Here is a 25798-nt window from a genome sequence, read left to right as displayed (position 1 = left end):
ATGCTTCCCGAACTGGACCTGATCCCCGCACCGGCGCACGCCGAGTGCCGCGCCGGCGCACCCGGGTACGTCGCCCTGGACGAGCGCACCACCCTCGACGCCGGGCCCGGCACGCACGGCACCGCCCGCTGGCTGCGGGCGGTCCTCGGCGCCGCGACCGGCCTGCCGCTCGCCGACGGCACCGGCCCTGGCGCCATCCGGCTGCGGATCAGCCCCGACGTGGCACGGGAGCACGGCCCCGAGGGCTATCGGCTGTCGACGGACGGCTCGGTCGCCGACGCGGCCGTCGCCATCGAAGGCGGCGGCCCCGCGGGCGTGTTCTGGGCGGCGCAGACCCTCCGCCAGCTCCTCGGGCCCGAGGCGCACCGGCGGGCGCGCGTGGCGCCCGCGGGGCACGACTGGGACCTGCCCCTCCTCACCCTCGCCGACGGCCCCCGCTTCCCCTGGCGCGGCCTCATGCTCGACGTCGCCCGCCACTTCATGCCCAAGGACGACGTGCTGCGGCAGCTGGACCTGATGGCCGCCCACAAGCTGAACGTCCTCCACCTCCACCTCACCGACGACCAGGGCTGGCGCATCGAGATCAGGCGGCATCCGCGCCTCACCGAGGTCGGCTCCTGGCGGGCGCGCAGCAAGTGGGGGCACCGGGCGTCACCGCTGTGGAACGAGACCCCGCACGGCGGCTTCTACACCCAGGACGACATCCGCGAGATCGTCGCCTACGCCGCCGACCGGCATATCTCGGTCGTCCCCGAGATCGACGTCCCCGGCCACTCGCAGGCCGCCATCGCCGCGTACCCGGAACTGGGCAACACCGACGTCATCGACACCACCACCCTCTCCGTCTGGGACACCTGGGGAGTCAGTCCGAACGTACTCGCCCCCACTGACAACGTCCTCCGCTTCTACGAGGGCGTCTTCGAGGAGGTCCTGGAGCTCTTCCCCGCCGAGGTGTCGCCCTTCGTCCACATCGGCGGCGACGAGTGCCCCAAGGACCAGTGGAAGGCCTCGGCGACCGCCCGGGCCCGGATCGAGGAGCTCGGCGTCGGCGACGAGGACGGCCTCCAGTCCTGGTTCGTCCGCCACTTCGACCGCTGGCTCGCCGCCCGCGGCCGCCGCCTCATCGGCTGGGACGAGATCCTGGAGGGCGGCCTCGCGGACGGCGCCGCGGTCTCCTCGTGGCGCGGCTACGCGGGCGGGATCACCGCCGCCGAGGCCGGCCACGACGTGGTGATGTGCCCCGAGCAGCAGGTGTACCTGGACCACCGTCAGGCGCCGGGCGAGGACGAGCCGATGCCCATCGGATACGTACGGACCCTGGCCGACGTCTACCGCTTCGAGCCCGTCCCGCCGGGACTCGCGCCGGAGGCCGCCGCCCACATCCTGGGAACCCAGGCCAACGTGTGGACCGAGGTGATGGAGAACCGGGCCCGCGTCGACTACCAGACCCACCCCCGCCTCGCCGCGTTCGCCGAGGTCGCCTGGTCCCGCCTGCCCGCCCCCGAGGCGCGCGACCTGGCCGGCTTCGAGCGCCGGATGAGCACCCACTACCGGCGCCTCGACGCCCTCGGCGTGGACTACCGCCCGCCCGCCGGACCCCACCCCTGGCAGCGGCGACCCGGCGTCCTGGGCCGTCCCCTCGACGGGGCACCCCCGAACGTGTGAGACAGCTATCCCCCCGACCTCACCCAAGAGCGGCAAAACGGAAGTTACTGTCACTCGTGGGAGCTCCCCGCACGTCCTGGGCGGAACGGTCCTTCGCGGACCCTCGCGACGTACGGCCCGGAAGATGTGCCAGAGTTGCCACGTCCAGGCCGTGAGCACGTACCGTACGCCCACACAGGCGTGACAGGCCGGGACGGTCGGGGATCACCGGGACACCGGGAAGGGGCAGCGGGTTGACCACGCACGCACCACAGACGGCATCACGCGCGGCGCGGTCCGTGACGCTGCCCGTCTCGCTGGACGAGGCCGTGGCGGCGCTCACGGCCATGCCGGCCGCCGTTCCCGTGGCCGGCGGCACCGACCTGATGGCCGCCGTGAACCGCGGGCAGCTGCGCCCCGCGGGCCTGGTCGGCCTCAGCCGGATCAACGAGATCCGCGGCTGGCAGTACCAGGACGGCCACGCCCTGCTCGGCGCCGGCCTCACCCACGCCCGGATGGGCCGCCCCGACTTCGCGGCCCTCATCCCCGCCCTGGCCGCCGCCTCGCGCGTCGCGGGCCCGCCCCAGATCCGCAACGCCGGCACCCTCGGCGGCAACATCGTGACGGCGGCGCCCACCGGCGACTCGCTGCCCGTGCTCGCGGCCCTGGAGGCGGAGCTGGTCGTCGTCGGCCCGCTGGGCACCCGCGAGCTGCCCGTCAGCCACCTCCTGGCCGGGCGGGACCTGCTGGCCCCCGGCGAGCTCGTCGCCTTCGTGCGCGTACCGCTGCTGCACGCCCCGCAGGTCTTCCTGAAGGCCACCGGCCGCACCGGCCCGGCCCGCGCCACCGCCTCCGTCGCCGTGGTCCTCGACCCGGCGCGCCGCGGGGTGCGCTGCGCGGTCGGCGCCGTCGCGCCGATGCCGCTGCGTCCGCTGGAGGCCGAGCAGTGGATCGCCTCGCTGGTGGACTGGGACGGCGACCGGGGACTGGCACCGGAGGCACTGGCGGCGTTCGGCGACTACGTGGCCGCCGCGTGCATCCCGGACCCGCAGGGCGACGAGCAGCTGCCGCCGGCCGTACTGCACCTGCGGCGCACGGTCGCCGCACTGGCCCGACGGGCACTGGGGAGGGCGCTGTCGTGAGCGACGAGGCACAGGGGAACCGCGGCATGGGCGGCTGGGAGCCGATCCCGCAGAGCGAGGGGTACGACGGCGACGCCACGGCCTTCGTGCAGCTGCCGCCCGAGTTCATGCTGGAGGGCGTCCCGCTGGAGGCGCCGGGCCACGGCTACGTCCCCCCGATGATCACCCCGCTGACGCCCCTGGCGGCGACGGACCCGGCGGCGACGGGCTCATGGGCCGTGCAGGCGCCGCTGGATCCGCAGACGCCGCAGACGGCGGAGCCGGGGGAGGCGCGTCAGGACCCTCTGGAGCAGACCGCTTCGTGGACGATTCCGACCATCGGGGACGGTTCGGACGCGCTGGACGACTCGGGCGAGTACACGGCGTCGCGCCTCGCGCAGTACGCGAGCAGCGCACCGCCGACCCTGCCCGGCGGCGCGCCGGCGCCGTGGGCGGTGGAGGAGCCGGGGGAGCCGGAGGCGGCGGCCGGGTACGGGGCCGGGTACGGGACCGGGTACGGGCCGGAGACGGGGTACGCGGCCGGGGCGGAGGCGGAGTACGCGACCGGGGCGCCGGCGGGGATGCCGGCAGGGGTGCCGGTGGAAGCCACGCGGGAAGCCCCTGTGGATCGCTCGCCGGAGACCCCGGTGGACCTCTCCGCGGACCACCCGTCCGGAACTCCGGGCGCCGACGCGCCCGGGGCCACGGGCGCTCCGTCCGATGCCTTGTCCGATGCCTTGTCCGATGCCCTGTCGGATGCCCGGTCCGATGTCCTGTCGGACGGGCCGGTGGACCTCCCGGCCGGGAGCCCGGCGGGCCTGCCCTCCGACCCGGCGACGGGAACGGCAGGGACGGCGGGAACGGCAGGGACGGCGGGAACGACAGGAGCGACAGGAGCGACAGGGGTCCCGGCCGACCTCACGTCCGACCTCCCGACCGACCCGTCCGCCGGCCTCCCCACCGACCTGTCGACGGACAGCGACGAGCACCCCCACACCTCGTACACGCTCCGCGTGAACGGCGCCGACCGCCCGGTCACGGACTCGTGGATCGGCGAGTCGCTGCTGTACGTGCTGCGCGAGCGCCTCGGCCTCGCGGGGGCGAAGGACGGCTGCTCGCAGGGCGAGTGCGGCGCGTGCAACGTCCAGGTGGACGGCCGTCTCGTCGCCTCGTGCCTGGTGCCGGCGGCGACGGCGGAGGGCTGCGAGGTACGGACGGTCGAGGGCCTGGCGGAGAACGGGGAGCCGTCGGACGTGCAGCGGGCGCTCGCGAAGTGCGGTGTCCAGTGCGGCTTCTGCATCCCGGGCATGGCGATGACCGTGCACGACCTGCTGGAAGGCAACCACGCTCCGAACGAGCTGGAGACCCGGCAGGCGCTCTGCGGCAACCTGTGCCGCTGCTCCGGCTACCGGGGCGTGCTCGACGCCGTGCAGGAGGTCGTGGAGGCGCGCGCGGCGGCCGCAGAGGCGGAGGCGGGCGAGGAGGCCCGCATCCCGCACCAGATCCCCCACCCGTACGACGGAGGAACGGCGTGAGCAGCGAAACGACCACGGAGCCGGCCGGCCTCGACCTCGGCCTCGGCATCGGCGTCTCGCTCCCGCAGGCCGACGCGCGGGCGAAGACCGAGGGCACGTTCCCGTACGCCTCGGACCTGTGGGCCGAGGGCCTGCTGTGGGCGGCGATCCTGCGTTCGCCGCACCCGCACGCGCGGATCGTGTCGATCGACACGACGGCGGCGGCGGAGATGCCCGGGGTGCGGGCGGTGGTGACGCACGCCGACGTGCCCGGGGCGGTGACGTACGGCAGGAGGGTCGCGGACCGCCCGGTGTTCGCGGCGGAGCTCGTACGGCACCACGGCGAGGCCATCGCGGCCGTGGCGGCCGACCACCCGGACACGGCGCGGCTGGCGGCCGCGGCGATCGCGGTGGAGTACGAGGTCCTGGAGCCGGTCACGGACCCGGAGAAGGCGTTCGCGGCGCCGCCGCTGCACCCCGACGGCAACCTGATCCGGCACATCCCGCTGAGCTTCGGCGACCAGGAGGCGACCGGCGAGGTCGTGGTCGAGGGGCTGTACCGGATCGGCCGGCAGGACACGGCGCCGATCGGCGCCGAGGCCGCCCTGGCGGTGCCGCGTCCGGACGGCGGCGTCGAGCTGTACACGGCGTCGACCGACCCGCACACGGACCGGGACCTCGCGGCGGCGTGCTTCGGGCTGCCGCCGGAGCAGGTGAAGGTGGTCGTGACGGGAGTTCCGGGGGCGACGGGCGACCGTGAGGACCCGGGCTTCCAGATCCCGCTGGGCCTGCTCGCGCTGCGTACGGGCTGCCCGGTCAAGCTGACGGCGACCCGCGAGGAGTCGTTCCTGGGCCATGCCCACCGCCACCCGACCCTGCTGCGCTACCGGCACCACGCGGACGCGGAGGGCCGGCTGGTGAAGGTGGAGGCGCAGATCCTGCTGGACGCGGGCGCGTACGCGGACTCGTCGTCGGAGTCGCTGGCGGCGGCGGTGTCGTTCGCCTGCGGCCCGTACGTCGTGCCGCACGCCTTCGTCGAGGGCTGGGCGGTGCGCACGAACAACCCGCCCTCCGGCCACGTGCGGGGCGAGGGCGCGATGCAGGTGTGCGCGGCGTACGAGGCGCAGATGGACAAACTGGCGGCGAAGCTGGGCCTGGACCCGGCGGAACTGCGGATGCGCAACGTACTGGCGACGGGCGACATCCTCCCGACGGGGCAGACGGTGACGTGCCCGGCGCCGGTGGCGGAACTCCTGTCGGCCGTACGGGACTTCCCGCTGCCCACCCTCCCCCTGGACACCCCGGAGGAGGACTGGCTGCTGCCCGGCGGCCCGGACGGGGCGGGGGATCCCGGCGCGGTGCGGCGGGGCGTGGGCTACGCGCTGGGCATGGTGCACATGCTGGGCGCGGAGGGCACGGACGAGGTCTCGACGGCGACCGTCCGGGTGCAGGACGGGGTGGCCACGGTGATCTGCGCGGCCGTGGACACGGGCTCGGGCTTCACGACGCTGGCCCGGCAGATCGTGCAGGAGACGCTGGGCATCGACGAGGTCTACGTGGCCCCGGTGGACACCGACCAGCCCCCGGCGGGCCCGGCCACGCACGGCCGGCACACCTGGGTCTCGGGCGGTGCGGTGGAGCGGGCGGCGAAGATGGTGCGCACGCAGCTCCTGCAGCCGCTGGCGCACAAGTTCGGCATGTCGACGGAGCTGCTGCAGATCACCGACGGCAAGATCACCTCGTACGACGGGGTCCTGTCCACCACGGTGACGGAGGCCATGGACGGCAAGGAACTCTGGGCGACCGCCCAGTGCCGTCCCCATCCCACCGAGCCCCTGGACGACGCGGGCCAGGGCGACGCCTTCGTCGGCCTCGCCTTCTGCGCGATCCGCGCGGTGGTGGACGTCGACGTGGAGCTCGGCACGGTCCGGGTGGTGGAGATGGCCGTCGCGCAGGACGTGGGGCGCATCCTCAACCCGGCGCAGCTCGCGACCCGGATCGAGGCGGGCGTCACCCAGGGCGTCGGTGCGGCCCTCACGGAGAACCTCCGCACCTCCCGCGGCCTGGTCCGCCACCCCGACCTGACGGGCTACGCCCTGCCGACGTCGCTGGACGCCCCGGACATTCGCATCGTGAAACTCGTCGAGGAACGCGACGTCGTGGCCCCCTTCGGCGCCAAGCCGGCGAGCGCCGTCCCGGTCGTCACCTCCCCGGCAGCAGTCGCCGCAGCGGTCCGCGCCGCCACCGGACGCCCCGTCAACCGACTGCCGATCAGGCCGCAGGCGGCGGTGGTCACGGGGTGAACCCGCTGAAAAGTTGGTCCCGGGGACCGTTCTGACGGCGACTGTCGCGTACGCCACCGGCATTCGCGGCACGAAACTCGCTCCCAGGCGGGGAGGGGAGAGCGACTTCCGGCCAGCTTCGCGCGCGGGTGCTCGTGGCCAAGTCGTAACCATGCGATCTGCGTTGCGTGTGCAACCCGGAGGTGCACGGTGTCCGTCGTCTTGACTACCATGAAGCCCTGACTTGTCGAACGGGGAGGCGGCTATGGCGGAGGCGACGGACAGCGGCGGAGCGGTGAGCGCGGCGCTCTCCCTGATGCCCTTGATGGGCGGCGTCGGTGCGGTGGCCGGGGCAGCCGCGAGCATGGCCGTCGAGGTGAACGAGCTGGCACACCTCAAGGACCGGGTAGACGCACTGCTCACGGGATTCGAGGGATCGAACGCTGGACCGGGCAAGATCGGTGAGGACTGGCTGGATCAGGCAGCGCTCGCCGGGCCGGGCTTCCACGAGGCGGACTACCTCTTCTCCAGCTACAACGTCGTCCGGGAAGAACTCCTCAAGTTCTCGAAGGTGCTGGGACTCCAGATGGAGAGCATGAAGATCGCAATCGACCTCTCCAAGACCGGGTACGAGAACATCGACGACGACATCCGCGCGCGGATGCGGTCGCTCAATACGCAGATCACGGATCTGCAGAAGTCCGGCGAGGGCAAGTCGAACGCCCAGCACGCCACGGGCGGGAGTTCTGCGGACGCTCCGAGGACCGACGGGCCTGCGGGCGGCGCCGACGCGCAGGGCGACTTTCAGTGAACCACTGGACGGAAACGGGGGAAGAGTCGCATGGGTAACGGGCCCAAAAAGCCGGAGCCGAAGTCGACGTCGCTCGAAGGCATGTCGAACGAACAGCTGCTGGCTATGCTGACTCCCATTCAGCACGCGCGTGCCGAGGCACTCGCGGGCAAGCTCAAGAGCGCGGCCGACGAGATCACCAAGATTGCCGAGTATCTACGCGCCCGCGCGACCGGCGGCCTCAGCTGGAAGGGTGTGGCGGCGGAGTCGTTCGTCGAGTGGACCGCCGCCACGGCGAGCGCCACGTTCTACCTTGCCAACTACACCCAGCTGGCCGGCGAGTGCCTGGCGGAGTCCGCCCAGGCGATGGCCCAGGCGAAGAGCGGAGTGGAGGAGCTCGCCAAGACCAGTGCCTCAGCGAAGACGGACTACACGACCGCTCAGCGCGTATTGAACGCGGCACGTCACGACCCCGGCGCGGGCAAGACCGAAGTCAAGACGGCGACCGACGACATGAACGCGGCGGCGAGCGCGCGGGAGAAGGCGCGTATCGAAGCGCTGATGAAGCTCCGCTCGCTCGGCCAGACGTACACGTTCACGGGCCAGCGGGTGAACAGCGCCAAGGTGCCGGAGTTTCCGCCGCCGGCGGGGTATCTGGGCGACAAGTGGAAGCAGCCGGAGAGCTACATCCAGGTGCCCGGGCGCTCGTCCCGCACCAGTACGTCCTCCACGACTGGCACACAGCAGACCCGTCAGGCCATCGGTGGGCACACGGAGTCTACGACCGATCGGGCTGTCGTCCACAGCGCCGATGGGGGAAGGACCGAGAGCGGCGGCACTGCGCGGCCCACGCCCACGCATGTGGTGCCCGAGGTCCCCGCCGACCTGGGGATCGACTCGGTGAAGACGCCCCCCGACACCCGGACTGTTCCCCCGACTCCGACGGGGCCGGGCCCCGTGAAGCCCGAGGCCCCGACATATCCCGGTGGTTTGCAGACGACTCCTCCTCCGTTCATCACGGGACCTGGTGGAGGCCCGGGCCAACTGCCGACAGGTGGCGGCACGGTGAAGGGCGTGACCGGTGGGCGGCCGGGGCCGCTCGGTCCCGGTGGTACGGCCTCGGCGCGTCTGCCGCGCGAGACCGGCATCGTCGGGGGACGGCCCGTGCCGCCGACGGCCGGCGGCCGGTCGTCGACGGGCATCCCGCGCAGCACTGTGATCGGCAACGAACAGGCGTATGGCCGGGGTGGAACGGGAGGCGCCATGGGTCCGCACGCCGGTGGTCCCGGTGGCGGCGGAGGTAATGCGGCAGGGCGCCGGCTGGCCATGGAGCAGGGCGGCGTGGTCGGCGGCCGGGCGCAGAAGAGCGGCCAGGCCGGTGCTCGTCCGTTCACTCCCGGCGGCACGGGGCTCGTGCGCGGGGGGCAGTCGGGAGCCGGAGCCGGCCCGGTCGCCGGACGCGGCGCAGGGATGCATGGCGCGAGTACTCGTGCGGGCGACGACCGTCCAGAGGAGCGCGACGGCAAGCGTGCCGACTATCTGGTCGAGGACGAGGAGACCTGGGAGCGGGGCAAGCGCCCGATCGTTCCCCCCGTCGTCGACTAACCCGCCTACACAGAAAGGCACGGAGAGACAGATGCGAACCAGCAGTGGACGGGCCATGCGGTCCGGCTCCCTGACGGCGGCCGCCATGGCTCTGACGCTGCTGGGCATCGGTGCGACGCCCGCCTACGCCGAGTCCGTACGGGGCCAGCAGTGGCACCTGGACGCCATGGGCGCGGACAAGATGTGGAAGGTCAGCGAGGGGGACGGCGTCGTCGTCGCGGTCATCGACTCCGGCGTCGACGACACCATCGCCGACCTCAAAGGGCAGGTTCTGCCGGGGAAGAACTTCTCTCGCCTCTCGGGTGACGAGAACAATGACGTCGATAACCACGGGACCGGCATGGCGAGCCTGATCGCTGCCACCGGGGCCCGGGGGGCGGTCGAGGGATCCTTCGGTCTCGCCCCGAAGGCCAAGATCCTTCCGATCCGGATCGTCTACAACCAGGAGCGGTTGTACGAGAAGGACCGAGTGGACACATTCTCGATGGGCATGGCGAAGGCGATTCGGTTCGCCGCGGACTCCGAAGCCAAAGTCATCAACATCTCCGTCGGCTCCAGTACGGATCGCATCGGACCGGAACTCGAGCAGTCCGTTCGGTACGCCCTCTCCAAGAACAAGTTGATCTTTGCGGCTGTCGGCAATAGCGCCGACTCGGGCAACAAGGTCGAGTACCCCGCCGCGACGCCCGGTGTGGTGGGTGTAGGCGGTCTCGATAAGAAGGCTGCCTGGTGGACCAAGTCCCAGACCGGGCCCCAGGTCGACCTCGCTGCTCCGGCCGAGAGCCTTGTGAACGCCTGCTCCAAAGGCACGCAACTCTGCTCTGGCAGCGGAACCAGTGGCGCCACCGCCCTTACCTCCGCCTCCGCCGCCCTGATCTGGTCGAAGCACCCCGACTGGACGAACAACCAGGTCCTGCGCGTCATGCTCAACACCGCCGGCAAGCCGAAGAGTGGAAAGGACCGGACCGACTACCTCGGCTACGGCACGATCCGTCCCCTGCGTGCGCTGACCACCCCCGGAGACCCTGGACCTGCCGACGTGTACCCCCTGCCGGACCTTGCCGCCGCCGAGGCTTCCGCGTCGCCTTCGGGGTCGGCGAGTGCATCGGCCGCCCCTGCGCCGTCCGACAGCGGACAGAAGCCGACGGTTGAGCCGTCTGCCGCAGCATCGTCTGAAGGCAGCGGCAACACCGCCCTGTGGATCGCCCTGGGCGTCGGCGCGGCGGTCCTCGTCGGTGGTGCGGTGGCAGTCGCCGTGGTGCGTTCGCGGCGGCGCAGCGCCGTGCCGCCCGTCCCGCCGGCCGCGCCCGGCATGCCGCCGTACGCCCCGTACGGCCCCCCGCAGAACGGCCCGTACCAGCAGCCGCAGAACCCCCAGCCGCCGTACGGAAGCTGACACACTGCGTATTGCAGTCGCGTACGTTTACTCGGCGACCGCTAGCGTAAGGATGCCTGCCAGAGCAGGTGCAAGCGAGCCGCTGGTGGGGAAGCGTCGTGGTCAAGGCGAAGCAGTCGCAAATCGTGCGATCGGGGTGTGAGGGCGTCGAGCGGTTGACGGTGCTGGTGTGACCGGCGTCGTCGTCGCGCTGTTCGGTGCCGGTGTCGTGTTCGTCGTGCTGGGTCTGCCCGATCAGCGGCGCCTCCACGGGGGGTTCGCCGCGTGGAGGGGGCGGGGTGCGGCGGTGGGCGAGCCGTCCGATGCCGCCTGCCGGGGTGGGCGAATTCTGGCCTTTGTCGTCGCCGGTCTGATGTTCTTCTCGGCCTGCCGCGCCATGAGCTTCGCCGACTCGACCGAGTGGAGTCGCGCAGAGGTAAGGGCCGTGGTGGCCGCGGCCGCGGACACGATCGAGGGAAAGCGGAGTGCGTCGGCGAGCGGGTCCGCGGCCCTGGTCGGGGACGCTGGCCGCGACGCTGCCGAGGGCGTAGGGCCCTCCTACCGGCTGGACGTGAGCTCGGCCGGTGGCGGAGACCGGTATCAGGTGGCCGCCGACCAGGGCGGATTCCCCTACTGTCTGAGCCTCGTGTCGACGGGATCCGGCGGGTTCGCCGTGCCCGGAGCCGAAGGTGCGACCGACGTGGTGCCCGAGCCGAGTACGGGTTCGCCGTGTCCGTCGACGCAAGCCGCCGCTGAAAGCCACCCGAAGCCGTAACGGGGGAGACCATGTCGTTCGAACAGGAATGGGCCACGGCCCGGAGTACGGCCGGCGCGCCGGTGGGCATGCGGCTCAACCAGGCGCCCGCCGCACCCGGGGGCGGGCGCGGGAGCCAAGCCGACCTCGGCGTCGACCAGGACAAGCTCGGTGCCATCGGCAGCGCCGCGTACGCCCTGCACGGGCGGCTGGCGAAGGACGGGAATCACGCGCGTACGCACACCGCGGAGGCGGCGACCGGGCTGAAGGCGAACGGCTTCCGCACCGGCTCCGCCATGGCGGAGGTGCACACGACCTGGTCGTCGCAGCTCGCCACCCTGCTCGACGCCTGCGCGAACATCTCCAACCACCTCGACTACAGCGCGGCCTCGCACGCGAAGGAAGAAGAGGACATCAGGGCGGCCCTCGCCGCGTCCAAGATCAACGAATACCTGAAGTAGACGGGTGCAGCCGTGCTGACTTACGACAACGTCCTTCACGCGCCGCTGGCCAAGATGAAGGCCGCGGCGGACGGCTGGTCCGAGATGAAGGGCAAGCTGGACAAGCTCGCAGAGGACGCTCGCACGACGATGGCCGCCAAGGCCAAGGACGAGTACTGGCGGGGTGTGAACGCCGAGGTCACGAAGCCGTTCGTGGACAGGACGGCGAAGGAGTTCGAGGACGCGGCGAAGGCGGCGGACGGGATTCACAAGATCCTGGAGGACGGCTACCAGGCCTTCAAGAAGGCCAAGGACGACCTCGCGAAGATCGTCGACGGCGAGGCTCGGGCCAAGGGCTTGGTGGTGAACGCGGACGGAACGGTCGAGGCCACGGAGCCGGTTCTGTCGATCAAGGAACCCGGATTGCGGAACGACCCCGACTTCCAGGAGCTCGTGCGCAAGGAGCGTGCCGAGATCGACGCCCTACAGCGTCGGATCGATGCCATCGTCGAGAGCTGTGATGACGCCGACGTGGCCTGTGCGAACGCACTCAGGGCCAATATCACCGGCGACAAGCACAATTTCAGCGCTCCGAAGTACGGCAGTCTGGACGCCGAGGAGGCGCAGCGGGCCGTCGATCTGGCCAAGAAGGGCCGGGAGATCTCTCATGAGGAGCTGGAGCGCCTCAACGAGCTGCTCCAGGACAACAAGGATTCGAAGGCGTTCTCCAGGTCCTTCTACGACGGGCTCGGCCCCAAGGGCGCGCTGGAGTTCTTCGGCCGGCTCTCCACCGACACGTACGACTACGCCAAGCCCGACGAGCAGCGCCTGAAGGACGTCCAGGAGCTTCAGAAGAACCTGGGCCTCAACCTCGCCACGGCCACGCGGGGCGGCGACGCATGGACCGAGAACTGGTCCACCGAGATGCGCAGGCTCGGTACCGAGCGCCTTCCGCTGGTGAAGTACGACCAGAATCCCGCGTACGGATACCAGCTGCTCGGCGGCATCATGCGGTACGGAAACTACGACCCCAAGTTCCTCGTGCCGATCGCCGAACACGTGGCACAGCTGCACGCCAAGGACCCGTATCTGTTCGCCAACAGCAAGAACGGTGTGGGCGGAGGGTGGCTGAAGAACCAGTTCAACCCGTCGGGGGTCAACGGCTCCGGCTTCGACCCGATGATTCCGGTGCTGGAGGCGCTGGGACACAGCCCCGCAGCGGCGAAGCAGTTCTTCTCCGCCGAGCCGACCTCGTACACGATGGACGGTGGTGTCGGCGGCACCCTCGATCTCGGTAAGGACAAGGAAGGCGGGAAGATCGGGAGCTACCTCGACTTCTTCGCCAATGAGAAATACGAGTTCTTTCCGGATATCGACGGGCACGATCCCGACGAGGCGAAGAAGTCCGCGGACTACATGCCGGATGCCTTGGGGCACGCCCTGGAAGCCGCGACCCTGGGTCATGCCTGGGACGACCCGGCGCCTCAGCTCGGCCGGGATGCGACCACCGGGAAGATCATGGCCGAAGTCGTCGCCAAGTACGGCGCGGACGCCGGGCTCGTCAAGACGTACCAGTCCGCTCTCGCGGACAGCCTGGGCAATATGGGGGCTGGGTATATCGATGACCTCAATTGGGCTCTTGCGAAGAACGGATCGGGCAGCGTCTACCACCCCACCGGCAGCATTGAGCAGATGGCGGCTCATCCGGCTTTCGGGCGGGAAACGGCGACCGCGTTCCTGAGTACGTTGGGCCAGCACCCGGATGCGTATGCGACGGTTTCGGCAGCGGATCGGCTGTACACCACGAGTGTGCTGGAGGCTCAAGTCGGGTCGGATGGCCGGATCCAGGAAGACAAGGCACGCGAAGCTGTACGCACCGGCGCCATGCTCCAGGGACTCCTGGACGAGTCGCGTGCGAAGCAGGTCGAGGCAGAGGGCATGAAGCTCCACGAGGACTACGAGAAGGCCCAGGAGAAGAAGGCCGCTTGGGTGTCGTTCGGCACGACGGCCGCAATCGCCGCGGGCATCGCCTTTCTGCCTGCCACCGCCACGGCCGCAGGCGTGGCCGCCGTCGTGGTGCCGCTCGCGGTCGACACGGGCTCAGGTGCGATGGAGGAGCTGGCGAGCCAGGTCATCGGGGACTGGTCCGACAAGGCGAAGGAGGACCACAAGGAAGGCGTCGAGGACCGTATCCACGAAGACAGGAAGTCGGTCTACTTGGCCGGCAGGTACAGCGCCGAGGCTCCCATGGAGCGCTTTGTCATGGAGCATCGTTCCCAGATCAGTGGCGACTTCGGCCAGAACCTCATCGAGTCGACCGACCTCGGCTATTCCAACGGCAACTCCTTCGCCGGACACATCGGGAACGCCCCGGAGACGGACTGACCACATGACGGAGAAGAGGAGTGCTGCGGTGCGCATGAGCAGAGCTGTCCTGTGGGGGCTGACGGCTGGTGTCGTCCTCACCGCGTGCGGGGGCGGCGAGGAAGCGCAGTCTCCGCGCGTCACCGCTGCGCAGCAGTGCGACCAAACCCTCTCGCCGGGCGCTGCGAAAGCCCTTGAGGCGCTCCTGGGGACGGAGAGGTTCGACGCGGCACCCGTCGGTGCACTGGACAGAGTCGTGGGCCAGCTGACAGAGGACTACGCGCAAGGCAAACGCCGGTCAACGCATCCCCCCATGTGCCGGCCGAGCCCGGCAGATGCCTCCGTGCAGCTCGATATCGCCTTCGGTCTCTATGACGAGGACGACCTGTTCGGAGATGCGCGCCCGGTCGGACTTCATCCATACGACATGGGTCGTGAGGCGCAGTCCGGCTCGGACAGGGCGTATGTGTTCGTCGAGTGCGTCAGTCCCCGCCTCAAAGGGTCCGAGCGACGGCCTGCCCGGATCCGGGGGACGCTGCGGTTCCCCAAGTCCGGGTTGCCGGACACCGTAGCCACCCGGGAAGCGAACCTGACCGTGCTGCACTCCGTCACCCTCGCCCTGGTCAAGCGGCTCGGATGCGCAGGGAATGCTGGGCTTGCCGAGACGCCGGTCCTCAAGGCCGAGTGACCGTGCATGGCGAGAGGCGACGGGACCTTCTGTGCATCCGCGCTCAGAACGTCGGCAGCGCCGCCACCTTGCCCTTGCTGATCAGGAAGACGCGGTTGGCCTTGGCCGTCATGGCCCACGGCCCCGTGTCGTCGCGTTCGTACGTCCAGACGCGGCGGCCCTCGGGGATGGAGAGGCCCGAGACGCCGGATTCGCCGTTGGGGCTCTCGACGGTCCAGACGCAGTCGCCCTGGACGACCGGGGGCTGGGGGTCGGGGGAGTCGCCGTTCAGGTCGGCGTACCAGAAGTCGGGGCTGCTGCCGTCCTTGGCGTAGCGGCGGACCGCCCTGCCCTGCGTTGCCGTGACGCCCGCCGCGTCCACGGCCGGAGGGCCCCAGGTGTGCTGGGGGCTGGGGTCGATCGACCAGAGCGGCTTGCCGGTGGCGAGGGAGACCGCGGTGAGGGTGCGGCCGCCGAGGTAGACCGTGTCGTTGTCGACGGCCGGCTGGAGGGACTCCGAGGTCTGGTCGGGGAGCTTCCAGGCGGCGCGGCCGGTCGTCTTGTCGTAGGCGGTGACGGTGCCGTCGGAGCCGGACAGGACGAGGTGGCCGCTGCCGGCCGCGGCGAGCGGGCCGCGGGTGTCCGTGGCGCGTTCGGTGGAGGCGACCGTCCAGCGGATCGTGCGGGTGGGCAGGTCGACGGCCCGCAGTCTTCCCTCGGTGGTCAGGACGTACAGCGTGTCGGGGCCCGCCGCCAGGAGGAAGGCCGCCTGGGCCTCCGCCATCGACCAGTTCTCCGCGCTCGTCGACGCGTTGTGGACCACCAGGCGGCCCGACGGCTGCGCCGCCACGAACTCCTTCTCGTTCAAGGGCAGTTGGCGGGCGGTTTTGGCGATGTCCGGCAGGGTCCACTTCATCGAGCCGTCGACCACCCTCAGGGCCGTCAGGCCGGCGTTCCGGTCCGGGAAGATCACCACGTCGCGCAGGGCCACCGGCGGCGGCAGCGGGCCGGTCGCGGCTACGTCGACCGGCCCCCACAGCGGGGTGGGGCGGATGCCGGCGTTCGCGTTGTCGAGGAGCCGGGCCTCGGGGGCGTCGCCCTCGGGCGGCAGCGCGTTCGCCCCGCGGTCGCCGAGCCACCAGGCCGTGCCCCCGGCGCCGGCCAGCAGGACCGCGCCGCCCGCACCCCAGGCCGCGAGGAAACGGCGGCGGCTCGGGCCGGAGCCGGTGGGCTCCACCGCCGTCGCCGTCGCCGTCGCCGTCGCCGAGGTCTGCCTGCGGATCTCCGCCTCGCGCCGCTTCGCCTCCTGGTGCACGGCGCCCCGCCGCCAGACGTCACGGCCCTTGCGGTCCGGCGCGAAGGCCTGCGCGACCTGCTCCGGCGTGGGGCGCAGGACCGGGTCGCGGGCCAGGCAGGGGGCGATGAGCAGGTGCAGGGCCGGCGGCAGGCCGGCCAGGTTCGGCTCCTCGTGCACCACCGCGTACTGGACCGCCGCCACGTGCGCCCCGTCGTAGGCGCGTCGGCCCGTCGCCGCGTACACCAGCACCGCGCCCAGCGAGAAGACGTCGGCCGAGCCGGTGACCCGGCGCCCGAGCACCTGCTCGGGCGCCCCGTACCCGGGGGTCACCGGGATCTGGCCGGTCGTGGTCAGGGTCAGGCCGTGCTCGGGGCGGGCGATGCCGAAGTCGATGATCCGGGGGCCGTCCGAGGTGAGCACGATGTTCGGCGGCTTGACGTCGCGGTGGATCAGGCCGGCCGCGTGGATGTCCCGCAGCGTTCCGGCGAGCGCCGCCGCCAACGCCCGAACCGTCGGCTCGTCGAAGGGGCCGTGCTGCGCGACGGCCTCGTCGAGGGTGGGGCCGGCCAGGAACTCCGTCGCGATCCAGGGGCGCCCGCCTTCCAGATCCGCCCCGAGGACCCGCGCCACTCCGCTGCTCGTCACCGCCTGGGCGGTGTGCGCCTCGCGTACGAAACGCTGGGCGAGATGCCGGTCGTGGGCGAGCTCGGGGCGCAGCACCTTCACGGCCGCCGGCCGCCCGTCCGCCCCCGCCGCGACGTAGACCTTGCCCATGCCGCCCTCGCCCAGGACGCCGAGCAGGCGGTACGGCCCGAGGCGCAGGGGGTCCCCGAAGGCGAGGGGCTTCATGGGCGGCACTGGGCACTTCCTGTCTGGAGGGAAAAGCGGGAAGGGGAAGGGGGGAGGGCGGAGCGGGAGGAGGAGGGCGGAGCTGGAGGGGGGGGAGGGGGCGGCGCTTGGGGAGGGGAAGGGAGGGAGAGGGTGGGCTTCGGTGTGGCTATTGGAGGGGGAGGGCGATCATGAAGCGGTCGCCCACCGCGAACATCCGCCCCTCCTTCCGCTGCGCCACCACATGGTCCGCGTCCGTCCCGTACACCCACGCCCGGCGCCGGGTCTTCAGGTCCAGTGCCGCCAGGCCCAGCTCGGAGCGGTAGTAGAGGCAGCGGTCACCCACCGCCAGGGACTGGTCCGAGTCGGCCAGGGCCGGGTTGGCGGTTGCGGCCTTCTCCTGCCACAGCTTCGTGCCCGTGGCCGTGTCGACGGCATACGCGCCGCCCTCCACCAGCGCGTAGACCACGCCGTCGCCCAGCACGGGCGACGAGAAGCGGTCCTTCGCCGACACGCGCTCCTGCCAGGAGGCCTCGCCGTCCGTCAGGCGGTGCGCCATGAAGTTCGTGCCGCCCGTGTAGAGGTGTGTGCCGTCCACACAAGGCTTGTTGAGGCCGGCCGTCTCGCGCGGCACGTCGACGTCCTTCTGCCAGCGCACGGCTCCGGTACGCGTGTCACGGGCGACGATCCGGGTCGTGTCGTCGTACTCGTTGTAGCTCTCGAAGGTGATGAGCCGGTCCCCCTGGACCGCCGAGGCCATCACGAACCGGCGGTCGGTGCTGTCCCGCGGGCCCAGCTCCTTGCGCCACAACTCCCGGCCCGCACGCGTGTCCACGGCCACGAGGTGGTGCGATCGCAGCGCGTCGGGAACGCCGGTCGCGCCGGCGAGGAACAGCACGCCGCCGGCCGCGCACAGCAACTGGGTCGCGTCCATGTTGGCGTTGAGGCCCTTGACCGTGATGCCCGACGGCCGTAGCGCGTACTTCTCGGCGTCCACGGTGCGCACCACCAGATCGTGGTGCGTCGAGTCCGGCTTCCGCGTGACCACGTGCACGACGCCCGCTTCGTCGGCCACCGTCGTCCAGGGGGTGGTGTCGGCGGTGCACACGCCGACGGCCTTTCCGGTGGTGAGGTCGGTGAACACCACGCCCATGCCCGCGACCAGCGCGATGTGGTCGCCCGCCACCATGGGGAAGGCCCGCTCGTCCTTCTGCGGGGTCGCGAGCTCCGTGCTCCACAGCGAGGCCGGGGCCGCGCCGAGGGGCGGCTGCGCGGCCGGCGCGCCGGCCTTCGGGTCCGGCTTCGACCGCGTGCCGCGCCAGGCCCACAGGCCCGCCCCCGCCCCCGCCGCGGCCAGTGCCGAGCCGGTGCTCAGGGTGAGGAGGCGGCGGCGGGAGAGGTGGGGGCGGGTGGGGGTGGAGGGCGTGGTCGTGTACGGGTTCTCCGTCGGGGGCGGGAGGCGGGGTGGGGGCGGGTGCCAGACGTCGGTGGCGCGGCGGGCGATGGCCGAGAGGAGCGGGGGTGGCAGGTGGTCCGCGAAGTCGCCGTGGCCGTCGTGGAGTTCGGTGATCAGGGCGGTCGTCGTCGGGCGGGCCGACGGGTCCTTCGCCAGGCAGGCGGCCAGCAGGGGGCGCAGCGACGCCGGGACGGCCGACAGGTCGGGGTCGGCGTAGCGGACGCGGTAGAGGAGGTCCGCCGGGGCGCCCGCGCCGAAGGGGGCGCCGGTCGTCGCCGCGAAGACCAGCACGCCCGCCAGCGCGAACACGTCGCCCGCCGACGTGTGTTCCTCGCCCGAGGCCTGCTCGGGCGACATGTACGCGGGGGTGCCGGCCGCCGCGCCCGTGGAGGTGAGGCGGTCGTCGCCGGCCGCGCGGGCGATGCCGAAGTCGATCAGCTTCGGGCCGTGCGCGGTGACCAGGATGTTCGACGGCTTCAGGTCGCGATGGACCACGTCGGAGGAGTGCAGCTGCCGCAGAGCCCCCGCCAGCGCCGCGCCCAGGGCGCGCACGGTCGGCTCGGGCAGCGGGCCCGCGAGGGCGACCGCGTCGTCGAGGGGCGGGCCCAGGACGTACTCGGTCGCCAGCCACGGGGTCCGCGCCAGCGGGTCGGCGTCGACGACGGCCGCGCCGTGGCGGTCGCCGATGATCCGGGCCGCGTCCGTCTCCAGGCGGAAGCGGGTGCGGAAGGCCGGGTCGGCCGCCAGGCGGGCGTGCACCGTCTTCAGGGCGACCGTACGGCCGCCCTGCGATCGCGCCAGATAGACCGTGCCCATGCCGCCGGAGCCGAGGCGGGCGAGCAGCCGGTACGAGGCGATGGCGGCCGGGTCGTCGTGGGTGAGGGCGGAGAGCATGGTCGGTTCGTCAGTTCCCGGGGGAGTCGGGCAGGCCTGCGGCGAGCAAGGCGGCGGACTGGCGGGCCAGCGCCGCGACCACGCGGGGTGGGAGCCAGCCAGGGGTGAGGAGGGGAGGCTGCGGCGGTGCGTCGAGCAGGGTGCCGTGGGTGCCGTGGGTGCCGTGGGGCTGGTGGGGGCTGTGTTCGTGGGAGCCCTGGGAGCCTCGGGGGCTGTGGGGTTCGTGGGAGGTCGGTGGGGGCGGGGGTGTCAGGGCCGCGAGCAGTGCGGCGGCGGACGGGCGGTTCGCCGGGTCGCGGGTCAGGCAGGCGGTGATCGACGGGCCCAGCGCGGGAGGCAGTTCGCCGCTCTCGGGTGCGGTGTGGCCGGTGGCGGCGTACGCGAGGACCGCGCCCAGTCCGTACACATCGCCCGGCGGCCGCGGCAGCCCCCCGGTCGCCTGCTCCGGAGCCTGCGCCGCACGGTCCACCCGGTCGGTCGTGCGGGCCGCCCCGAAGCAGGTGAGCCGTGGTCCGTCCGCCGTCAGCAGCACCGCCGCCGGTGCCACCCCCGCGTGGGCGGTGCCCTGCGCGTGCAGCACGGCCAGCGTCTCCGCCAGGGCCACGCCGATCACCCGTACCGTTTCCAGTGGCAACGGTCCTCCGTGCACGGCCAGCGCGACGGGGAGCGGGAGCGCGGGCACGTACGGGGTCGCGAACCAGGCCTCCGAGCCGACGGTGCCCCCGCCGATCTCCGTGACCGGGAACGTCCAGGGGAGCGCGAGGCGCTGCGCCGTCTCCGCCTCGCCCCGGAAGAGGGCCGGGTCCGTGCCGGGGAGCGGGGCCGTCAGGTGCACCGTCCGGTCGCCCGTCGCGTCGCGGGCGACGAAGCGGCGGCAGGGGACGGGGGAGAGGGCGGGGGAGGAGGCCGGGGAGGAGGCTGAGGGGCTGGCCGGGTCGGTCTGGGGCGGGGGTGGATCCAGGCGCGTGATGAGACGGTACGGCCGTTCCATGTGCGAATCCCCCTCGATCTCCCCCTGAGCAGGGAGAGCCTACTCAATCGGGCGGCGGCGACTCGCTGTTAGGGACTCGAACGGGAGGTGGGCGCGGACGCGGAGGAGGGGCGTCCCGACTCCTCGGGACGCCCCTCCTCCGTATCTGGAGACCGTGGCGGGAATTGAACCCACGTAACTCGCTTTGCAGGCGAGCCCCTCAACCACTCGGGCACACGGTCGTGGTGGCGACGAGTAAGACGTTAGGCCTCGGGGGCGGACGGGCTCAATGGGTGCGGGGGTCGTGCAACACGACTGCCATACGGGTGCCACAGCGCGTTCATGAGCGGGTGGGTGCAAGGGGGGTACGGGTGGATGCGGGCGGCTACCAGCGGGCGGATGCGGGCGCGTACGGGCGGATACCGGCGGGCGGATGCGGGCGGGCGGATGCGGGCGGGTACCGGCTACCGGCGGGCGGATGCGGGCGGGTACCGGCGGGCGGTGCGGGCGGGTGCCCGGCGGGTATCGGCGGGCGGACGCGGGCCGGCGTGGGCGGCCCCGGCCTACGACCGAAGGACCAGCGCGAGACCGACTTACGACAGGGGTCACCTGCGGCATTGGCCCTTACTCTGGTGGGATGAGCGTCCACGAATCCCGCGACACGGCCGCGCCTCCCGCCGCCCCCGTACCCCCCGCCGGCGGCGGAAGCGTGCTCGACCGCGCGCACCGGGCGCTCAGCATCGGCATCGTGTCCGTGGTGCTGCTCATCGCCTTCGAAGCCACCGCCGTCGGCACCGCCATGCCCGTCGCCGCGCGCGAGCTCGACGGGGTGTCGCTCTACGCCTTCGCCTTCTCCGCGTACTTCACCACCAGCCTCTTCGCCATGGTGCTGTCCGGGCAGTGGTGCGACCGCAGCGGGCCGCTCGCGCCGCTCACCGCCGGGATGAGCGCCTTCGCCGCCGGGCTGCTGCTCTCCGGCACGGCCGGGTCGATGTGGCTGTTCATCCTCGGGCGGGCCGTCCAGGGGCTCGGCGGCGGGCTGGTGATCGTCGCGCTGTACGTGGTGATCAGCCGGGCCTACGAGGAGCGGCTGCGGCCCGCGATCATGGCCGCCTTCGCCGCCGCCTGGGTCGTGCCCTCCGTCGTGGGGCCGCTCGCGGCCGGCACCATCACCGAGCACATCGGATGGCGATGGGTCTTCGTGGGGATTCCCTGCCTCGTGGTGTTCCCGCTCGCCCTCGCGCTGCCCGCGATCCGGCGCACCGCCTCCGGGCCGGCCGACCCCGACGCGCCCCTCCCGCCGTACGACCGGCGCCGCATCCGGCTCGCCCTCGGCATCTCGCTCGGCGCCGCGCTGCTCCAGTACGCCGGACAGGAGCTGCGCTGGCTCTCCCTGCTCCCCGCCCTCGCCGGCGCCGCGCTGCTCGTGCCCGCCGTCCGCGGGCTGCTGCCCCGCGGTACGTACCGGGCGGCCCGGGGGCTGCCCTCGGTGGTGCTGCTGCGCGGGATCGCGGCCGGGTCCTTCATCGCTGCCGAATCGTTTGTACCGCTGATGCTCGTCACCCAGCGCGGGCTCAGCCCCACCCTCGCCGGGCTCTCCCTCGCCGTCGGCGGGCTGACCTGGGCGCTCGGCTCCTACGTCCAGGCGCGGCCGTGGACCGAGCCGTACCGGGAGCGGCTCGTGGTCTTCGGCATGGTTCTGGTCGCCCTCGCCATCGCCGCCGCGCCCAGCGTGCTCATCGAGGCCGTGCCGGCCTGGGTGGTCGCCGTAGCCTGGGCCGTCGGCTGCTTCGGCATGGGCATCGTGATCGCCCTCACCAGCGTGCTGCTCCTCAAGCTCTCCGCGCCCGAGGAGGCCGGGGCGAACTCCGCCGCGCTGCAGATCTCCGACGGCCTGTCCAATGTGCTGCTGCTCGCCGCCGGAGGTGCCGCCTTCGCCGCGCTCGGTGGCGGCGCCGTCGGGCACGCCGCCTCCGGCGGCGCCGCGACCGGCTCGCATCCCGCCGCCTTCGCCGCCGTCTTCCTCCCGATGGCCGCGGTCGCCGCGGTCGGCGCCTGGGTCGCCACCCGGCTGGGCGCCGGCCGGTTGGGCGCCGGCCGGTTGGGCGCCGGCCGACCGGGCGGCGAGCGGCGGGCGGCGGAGGGAAAGTAAATCCGTTCGTCCCGGACCCTCCCGCTCCCTACGCTTCCCGCGTGAAGCATCTGACCGTTCCCCTCGGCCCCGATCTCCTCGATCTCGCCGACGCCCGTGGTGTCGACGTCCAGGAGCTCGTCTCCGACGCCCTGCGGCGGTACGTCGAGGCCGAGGGCGCGCCCGTGCGGGACGAGGCCCTGCGGCTTGCGCGGCGGCATGCGGTGCTGTTGAGGAGGCTGGGGGAGTGAGCCGGTTCCTGACCGTCGCCGAGGTGACCGAGGTCGCCCGGATCGCCTTCACCGGGGAGGGGGAGCCCGAGCTGCGGGCCCCGGGGCTGCTGGAGTCCGCCGTACACCGACCGCGGGCCCGGATGTTCGGCGAGAGCGCCTACGGCGAGGTGTACGAGCAGGCCGCCGTGCTGCTGCACGCGATCGCCGCCAACCATCCCCTCGTGGACGGGAACAAGCGGGCCGCCTGGCTGTCCGCCGCCGTCTTCCTCGGCGTCAACGGGATCGATCTCGGTGATGTCGATCTTGACCGGGCGTATGAGCTGGTCATCGAGGTCGCCGCGGGTTCGCTGGTGGACATTCCCGACATAGCGGAGCGGCTGCGGGGTCTGTGAGGACCGTCTCACGGGGGGCCGCCACGGGGTCGATCGGGGTGGGTCGCGGGGGTCGCACCGGTAAGGTGGCCCGGTTGTCATATCTGGACGAGCGTCGAACCGGAGATCGTGACTACTACCGCCTCCTCCTCCCATCACCTCTCTCCCGCCTTCCCCGGCCGCGCCCCCTGGGGCACCGCCAACAAGCTGCGAGCCTGGCAGCAGGGCGCGATGGAGAAGTACATCCAGGAGCAGCCCCGTGACTTCCTCGCGGTCGCCACGCCGGGCGCCGGCAAGACCACCTTCGCCCTGACCCTCGCGTCCTGGCTGCTGCACCACCACGTGGTGCAGCAGGTCACCGTCGTCGCGCCCACCGAGCACCTGAAGAAGCAGTGGGCCGCCGCCGCCGCGCGGATAGGGATCAAGCTCGACCCGGACTACAGCGCCGGGCCGCTCAGCAAGGAGTACGACGGGGTCGCCATCACCTATGCCGGTGTCGGGGTGCGCCCCATGCTCCACCGCAACCGCTGCGAGCAGCGCAAGACCCTCGTCATCCTCGACGAGATCCACCACGCCGGTGACTCCAAGTCCTGGGGCGAGGCCTGCCTGGAGGCCTTCGAGCCCGCCACCCGGCGGCTCGCCCTGACCGGTACGCCCTTCCGCTCCGACACGAACCCGATTCCCTTCGTGACGTACGAGGAGGGGAACGACGGAATCCGGCGGTCTTCCGCCGACTACACGTACGGATACGGGAACGCCCTCGGCGACGGGGTCGTCCGGCCCGTCATCTTCCTCAGCTACAGCGGCAACATGCGGTGGCGCACCAAGGCCGGTGACGAGATCGCGGCCCGGCTCGGCGAGCCCATGACCAAGGACGCGGTCTCCCAGGCCTGGCGCACCGCCCTCGATCCGCGCGGCGACTGGATGCCCAACGTGCTGCGCGCCGCGGACCAGCGGCTCACCGAGGTCCGGAAGTCGATTCCCGACGCCGGCGGGCTCGTCATCGCGAGCGACCAGGATTCGGCCCGCTCCTACGCCAAGCTGATCCGGGAGATCACCGGCACCAAGGCGACCGTCGTGCTCTCCGACGACGCCGGCGCCTCGAATCGCATCGACGAGTACAGCGAAAGCACCGACCGGTGGATGGTCGCGGTCCGCATGGTGTCCGAGGGCGTCGACGTGCCGCGGCTCGCCGTCGGCGTGTACGCGACGACGATTTCGACCCCGCTGTTCTTCGCGCAGGCCGTCGGGCGTTTCGTGCGATCCCGCAGGCGCGGCGAGACCGCGTCCGTGTTCCTTCCCACCATCCCGAGCCTCCTCGGCTTCGCCAGCGAGATGGAGGTCGAGCGCGACCACGTCCTCGACCGGCCCAAGAAGGAGGGCGAGGAGGACCCGTACGCCGAGTCCGAGAAGGAGCTCGCCGAGGCCGAGAAGCAGCAGGACGAGGACACCGGCGAGCAGGACATGCTGCCCTTCGAGGCGCTGGAGTCCGACGCCGTCTTCGACCGGGTGCTCTACAACGCCGCCGAGTTCGGCATGCAGGCCCACCCGGGCAGCGAGGAGGAGCAGGACTACCTCGGGATCCCCGGTCTCCTGGAGCCGGACCAGGTGCAGCTGCTCCTGCAGAAGCGGCAGGCCCGGCAGATCGCGCACAGCCGCAAGAAGCCGGACACCGAGGCCGACCTGCTGGAGCTTCCGGCCGAGCGGCGCCCCGTCGTTTCCCACAAGGAGCTGCTCGAGCTGCGGAAACAGCTCAACACGATGGTCGGTGCGTACGTTCATCAGAGCGGCAAGCCGCACGGCGTGATCCACACCGAGCTGCGGCGTGTGTGCGGCGGCCCGCCGAGCGCGGAGGCCACCGCCGGGCAGATCCGCGAGCGGATCAAGAAGGTGCAGGAGTGGGCCACCCGGATGCGGTGAGCCCAGCCCGTCCCCGGTCCGCCCCAGCCCAGACCGACCCAGCCCAGACCAGACCGGCCCGGCCCAGCCCAGGTCGGCCCGGAGGTCGGGACGGGGATGCGGAGAGGCCCGTACGCAGGCTGCGTACGGGCCTCTCGGCCGTCCGGGGGAGAGGACGCCGCGACGAGGACCGGCCCCCACGGTCGGGCCTCGCGCACCTCCACGCTACGGGCACCCCCTGGGCGTCCTTGTCCGCCAAAGTCCCCTGTTCGGCCGACTTAGGTCCCGAACCGCCCGTATCCGGTCGCACGCGCCCGGATTCTGGACGAGGTCTTCCGCTGAGCGGAGCAGCTCGCTACTGTCCCGGCTCAAGCAAACGCCCCGTGGCAGCGCCGCCGCGGAGCGCAGCCGGTGTGCCCCGTCCTGCCGGCGGCCTCTGACGTGCGTCGCCGATGGGACCGGTGCCGCAGCTCTCGTACGAGTCCGCTGTCACTCACTCCGAAGGAGAGGGCGTCGTGACCGCGGAGACCTCCCAGACGCTCGACCGGGGACTCAGAGTCCTCAAACTGCTTGCCGACACCGACCACGGCCTGACCGTCACCGAGTTGTCCAACCGACTCGGCGTCAACCGGACCGTCGTCTACCGTCTGCTCGCCACGCTCGAACAGCACGCCCTCGTCCGCCGCGACCTGGGTGGCCGCGCCCGGGTCGGACTCGGCGTGCTCCGGCTCGGCCGCCAGGTCCATCCGCTGGTGCGGGAGGCCGCGCTGCCCGCGCTGCGCTCGCTCGCCGAGGACATAGGCGCGACGGCCCACCTGACGCTGGTCGACGGGGCCGAGGCGCTCGCCGTCGCCGTCGTCGAACCGACCTGGACCGACTACCACGTGGCCTACCGGGCCGGCTTCCGGCACCCGCTGGACCGTGGGGCGGCCGGGCGCGCGATCCTCGCCGCGCGGCTGGGCGAGCTCATCGAGCCGGGCTACACCCTCACCCACGGCGAGCTGGAGGCGGGCGCCAGCGGCGCCGCCGCGCCGCTCGTCGGGGTGACCGGGATCGAGGGCAGCGTGGGCGTCGTGATGCTGTCGGACGCCGTGCCGGAGCGGGTGGGGCCGCGGGTGGTGGACGCGGCCCGGGAGGTCGCCGACGCCTTGCGCTAAGGCGCA

The 25798-nt window shown here is 72.3% G+C and carries 19 protein-coding genes and 1 tRNA gene; 16 read left to right on the top strand and 4 right to left on the bottom strand.

Annotated elements, in window-relative coordinates:
• The 11 genes from ACH414_RS07245 (at position 1) to ACH414_RS07195 (ending at position 14577) form a co-directional block, all read left to right on the top strand.
• On the top strand, positions 1-1665 hold the full coding sequence (locus tag ACH414_RS07245; protein ID WP_398941076.1) for a beta-N-acetylhexosaminidase: 1665 nt from the start codon (positions 1-3) through the stop codon (positions 1663-1665).
• Positions 1666-1898: 233 nt separating this feature from the next.
• A complete protein-coding gene (locus tag ACH414_RS07240; RefSeq protein ID WP_382535958.1) occupies positions 1899-2786 on the top strand; it encodes an FAD binding domain-containing protein in 888 nt (295 codons plus the stop codon).
• A 26-nt stretch (positions 2787-2812) separates the two neighbouring features.
• The gene (locus ACH414_RS07235; RefSeq protein ID WP_398941138.1) at positions 2813-4300 is read left to right on the top strand and encodes a 2Fe-2S iron-sulfur cluster-binding protein; all 1488 of its coding nucleotides are present in this window, start codon (positions 2813-2815) and stop codon (positions 4298-4300) included.
• On the top strand, positions 4297-6582 hold the full coding sequence (locus ACH414_RS07230) for a xanthine dehydrogenase family protein molybdopterin-binding subunit (RefSeq protein WP_382535955.1): 2286 nt from the start codon (positions 4297-4299) through the stop codon (positions 6580-6582). The genes ACH414_RS07235 and ACH414_RS07230 overlap by 4 nt, the downstream gene beginning before the upstream one ends.
• Before the next feature lie 244 nt (positions 6583-6826).
• Entirely contained in the window at positions 6827-7372 is a 546-nt protein-coding gene (locus ACH414_RS07225) for a hypothetical protein (protein ID WP_382535952.1), read from the top strand.
• Positions 7373-7402: 30 nt separating this feature from the next.
• On the top strand, positions 7403-8956 hold the full coding sequence (locus ACH414_RS07220; RefSeq protein ID WP_398941073.1) for a hypothetical protein: 1554 nt from the start codon (positions 7403-7405) through the stop codon (positions 8954-8956).
• 85 nt (positions 8957-9041) lie between these two features.
• Positions 9042-10352, top strand: a complete 1311-nt coding sequence (gene mycP, locus ACH414_RS07215) for a type VII secretion-associated serine protease mycosin (protein WP_398941071.1) — start codon at positions 9042-9044, stop codon at positions 10350-10352.
• 169 nt (positions 10353-10521) lie between these two features.
• Positions 10522-11106, top strand: a complete 585-nt coding sequence (locus tag ACH414_RS07210) for a hypothetical protein (protein ID WP_398941069.1) — start codon at positions 10522-10524, stop codon at positions 11104-11106.
• A gap of 11 nt (positions 11107-11117) precedes the next feature.
• A complete protein-coding gene (locus ACH414_RS07205; protein ID WP_398941068.1) occupies positions 11118-11546 on the top strand; it encodes a hypothetical protein in 429 nt (142 codons plus the stop codon).
• A gap of 12 nt (positions 11547-11558) precedes the next feature.
• Positions 11559-13910 (top strand): hypothetical protein, encoded by a 2352-nt coding sequence (locus ACH414_RS07200; RefSeq protein ID WP_398941067.1) that lies wholly within the window; start codon positions 11559-11561, stop codon positions 13908-13910.
• Between the two features lie 4 nt (positions 13911-13914).
• On the top strand, positions 13915-14577 hold the full coding sequence (locus ACH414_RS07195; protein WP_398941065.1) for a hypothetical protein: 663 nt from the start codon (positions 13915-13917) through the stop codon (positions 14575-14577).
• 43 nt (positions 14578-14620) lie between these two features.
• Here ACH414_RS07195 and ACH414_RS07190 read toward each other — a convergent pair whose 3' ends face one another.
• The 4 genes from ACH414_RS07190 to ACH414_RS07175 all read right to left on the bottom strand — a co-directional run bounded on the left by ACH414_RS07190 (position 14621) and on the right by ACH414_RS07175 (position 20243).
• Positions 14621-16702: a protein kinase gene (locus ACH414_RS07190; protein ID WP_398941063.1), complete on the bottom strand. Its 2082-nt coding sequence runs from the start codon at positions 16700-16702 to the stop codon at positions 14621-14623.
• 148 nt (positions 16703-16850) lie between these two features.
• Positions 16851-19031, bottom strand: coding sequence for a protein kinase (locus ACH414_RS07185; RefSeq protein ID WP_398941061.1), 2181 nt, complete (start codon positions 19029-19031; stop codon positions 16851-16853).
• Positions 19032-19041: 10 nt separating this feature from the next.
• The gene (locus ACH414_RS07180) at positions 19042-20022 is read right to left on the bottom strand and encodes a serine/threonine protein kinase (protein WP_398941059.1); all 981 of its coding nucleotides are present in this window, start codon (positions 20020-20022) and stop codon (positions 19042-19044) included.
• Positions 20023-20168: 146 nt separating this feature from the next.
• Positions 20169-20243: transfer RNA gene (locus ACH414_RS07175), tRNA-Cys, on the bottom strand.
• Positions 20244-20638: 395 nt separating this feature from the next.
• On the opposite strand from ACH414_RS07175, the gene ACH414_RS07170 reads away from it, so the two are divergent.
• The 5 genes from ACH414_RS07170 to ACH414_RS07150 all read left to right on the top strand — a co-directional run bounded on the left by ACH414_RS07170 (position 20639) and on the right by ACH414_RS07150 (position 25792).
• Positions 20639-22153 carry an MFS transporter gene (locus ACH414_RS07170; RefSeq protein ID WP_398941057.1) on the top strand — a complete coding sequence of 505 codons (1515 nt, stop codon included), beginning with the start codon at positions 20639-20641 and terminating at the stop codon, positions 22151-22153.
• 41 nt (positions 22154-22194) lie between these two features.
• Positions 22195-22383 (top strand): hypothetical protein, encoded by a 189-nt coding sequence (locus ACH414_RS07165; RefSeq protein WP_386564728.1) that lies wholly within the window; start codon positions 22195-22197, stop codon positions 22381-22383.
• The gene (locus tag ACH414_RS07160; RefSeq protein ID WP_398941055.1) at positions 22380-22757 is read left to right on the top strand and encodes a type II toxin-antitoxin system death-on-curing family toxin; all 378 of its coding nucleotides are present in this window, start codon (positions 22380-22382) and stop codon (positions 22755-22757) included. The genes ACH414_RS07165 and ACH414_RS07160 overlap by 4 nt, the downstream gene beginning before the upstream one ends.
• A 105-nt stretch (positions 22758-22862) precedes the next feature.
• Entirely contained in the window at positions 22863-24656 is a 1794-nt protein-coding gene (locus ACH414_RS07155) for a DEAD/DEAH box helicase (RefSeq protein WP_382536197.1), read from the top strand.
• A 494-nt stretch (positions 24657-25150) separates the two neighbouring features.
• Positions 25151-25792, top strand: coding sequence for a helix-turn-helix domain-containing protein (locus tag ACH414_RS07150; protein WP_365321247.1), 642 nt, complete (start codon positions 25151-25153; stop codon positions 25790-25792).
• The last annotated feature ends 6 nt before the right edge of the window (positions 25793-25798 follow it).

The sequence above is a fragment of the Streptomyces sp. NPDC020422 genome, assembly GCF_044386705.1.
Classification (GTDB): Bacteria; Actinomycetota; Actinomycetes; order Streptomycetales; family Streptomycetaceae; genus Streptomyces.
This window is presented reverse-complemented; position numbering and strand designations above follow the sequence as displayed.

Coding starts and splice junctions, on each gene's coding strand:
- ACH414_RS07190 (WP_398941063.1), bottom strand. CDS start 16,702: ATGAAGCCCCTCGCCTTCGGGGACCCCCTGCGCCTCGGGCCGTACCGC.
- ACH414_RS07205 (WP_398941068.1), top strand. CDS start 11,118: ATGTCGTTCGAACAGGAATGGGCCACGGCCCGGAGTACGGCCGGCGCG.
- ACH414_RS07185 (WP_398941061.1), bottom strand. CDS start 19,031: ATGCTCTCCGCCCTCACCCACGACGACCCGGCCGCCATCGCCTCGTAC.
- ACH414_RS07225 (WP_382535952.1), top strand. CDS start 6,827: ATGGCGGAGGCGACGGACAGCGGCGGAGCGGTGAGCGCGGCGCTCTCC.
- ACH414_RS07180 (WP_398941059.1), bottom strand. CDS start 20,022: ATGGAACGGCCGTACCGTCTCATCACGCGCCTGGATCCACCCCCGCCC.
- ACH414_RS07245 (WP_398941076.1), top strand. CDS start 1: ATGCTTCCCGAACTGGACCTGATCCCCGCACCGGCGCACGCCGAGTGC.
- ACH414_RS07235 (WP_398941138.1), top strand. CDS start 2,813: ATGGGCGGCTGGGAGCCGATCCCGCAGAGCGAGGGGTACGACGGCGAC.
- mycP (WP_398941071.1), top strand. CDS start 9,042: ATGGCTCTGACGCTGCTGGGCATCGGTGCGACGCCCGCCTACGCCGAG.
- ACH414_RS07170 (WP_398941057.1), top strand. CDS start 20,639: ATGAGCGTCCACGAATCCCGCGACACGGCCGCGCCTCCCGCCGCCCCC.
- ACH414_RS07220 (WP_398941073.1), top strand. CDS start 7,403: ATGGGTAACGGGCCCAAAAAGCCGGAGCCGAAGTCGACGTCGCTCGAA.
- ACH414_RS07195 (WP_398941065.1), top strand. CDS start 13,915: ATGACGGAGAAGAGGAGTGCTGCGGTGCGCATGAGCAGAGCTGTCCTG.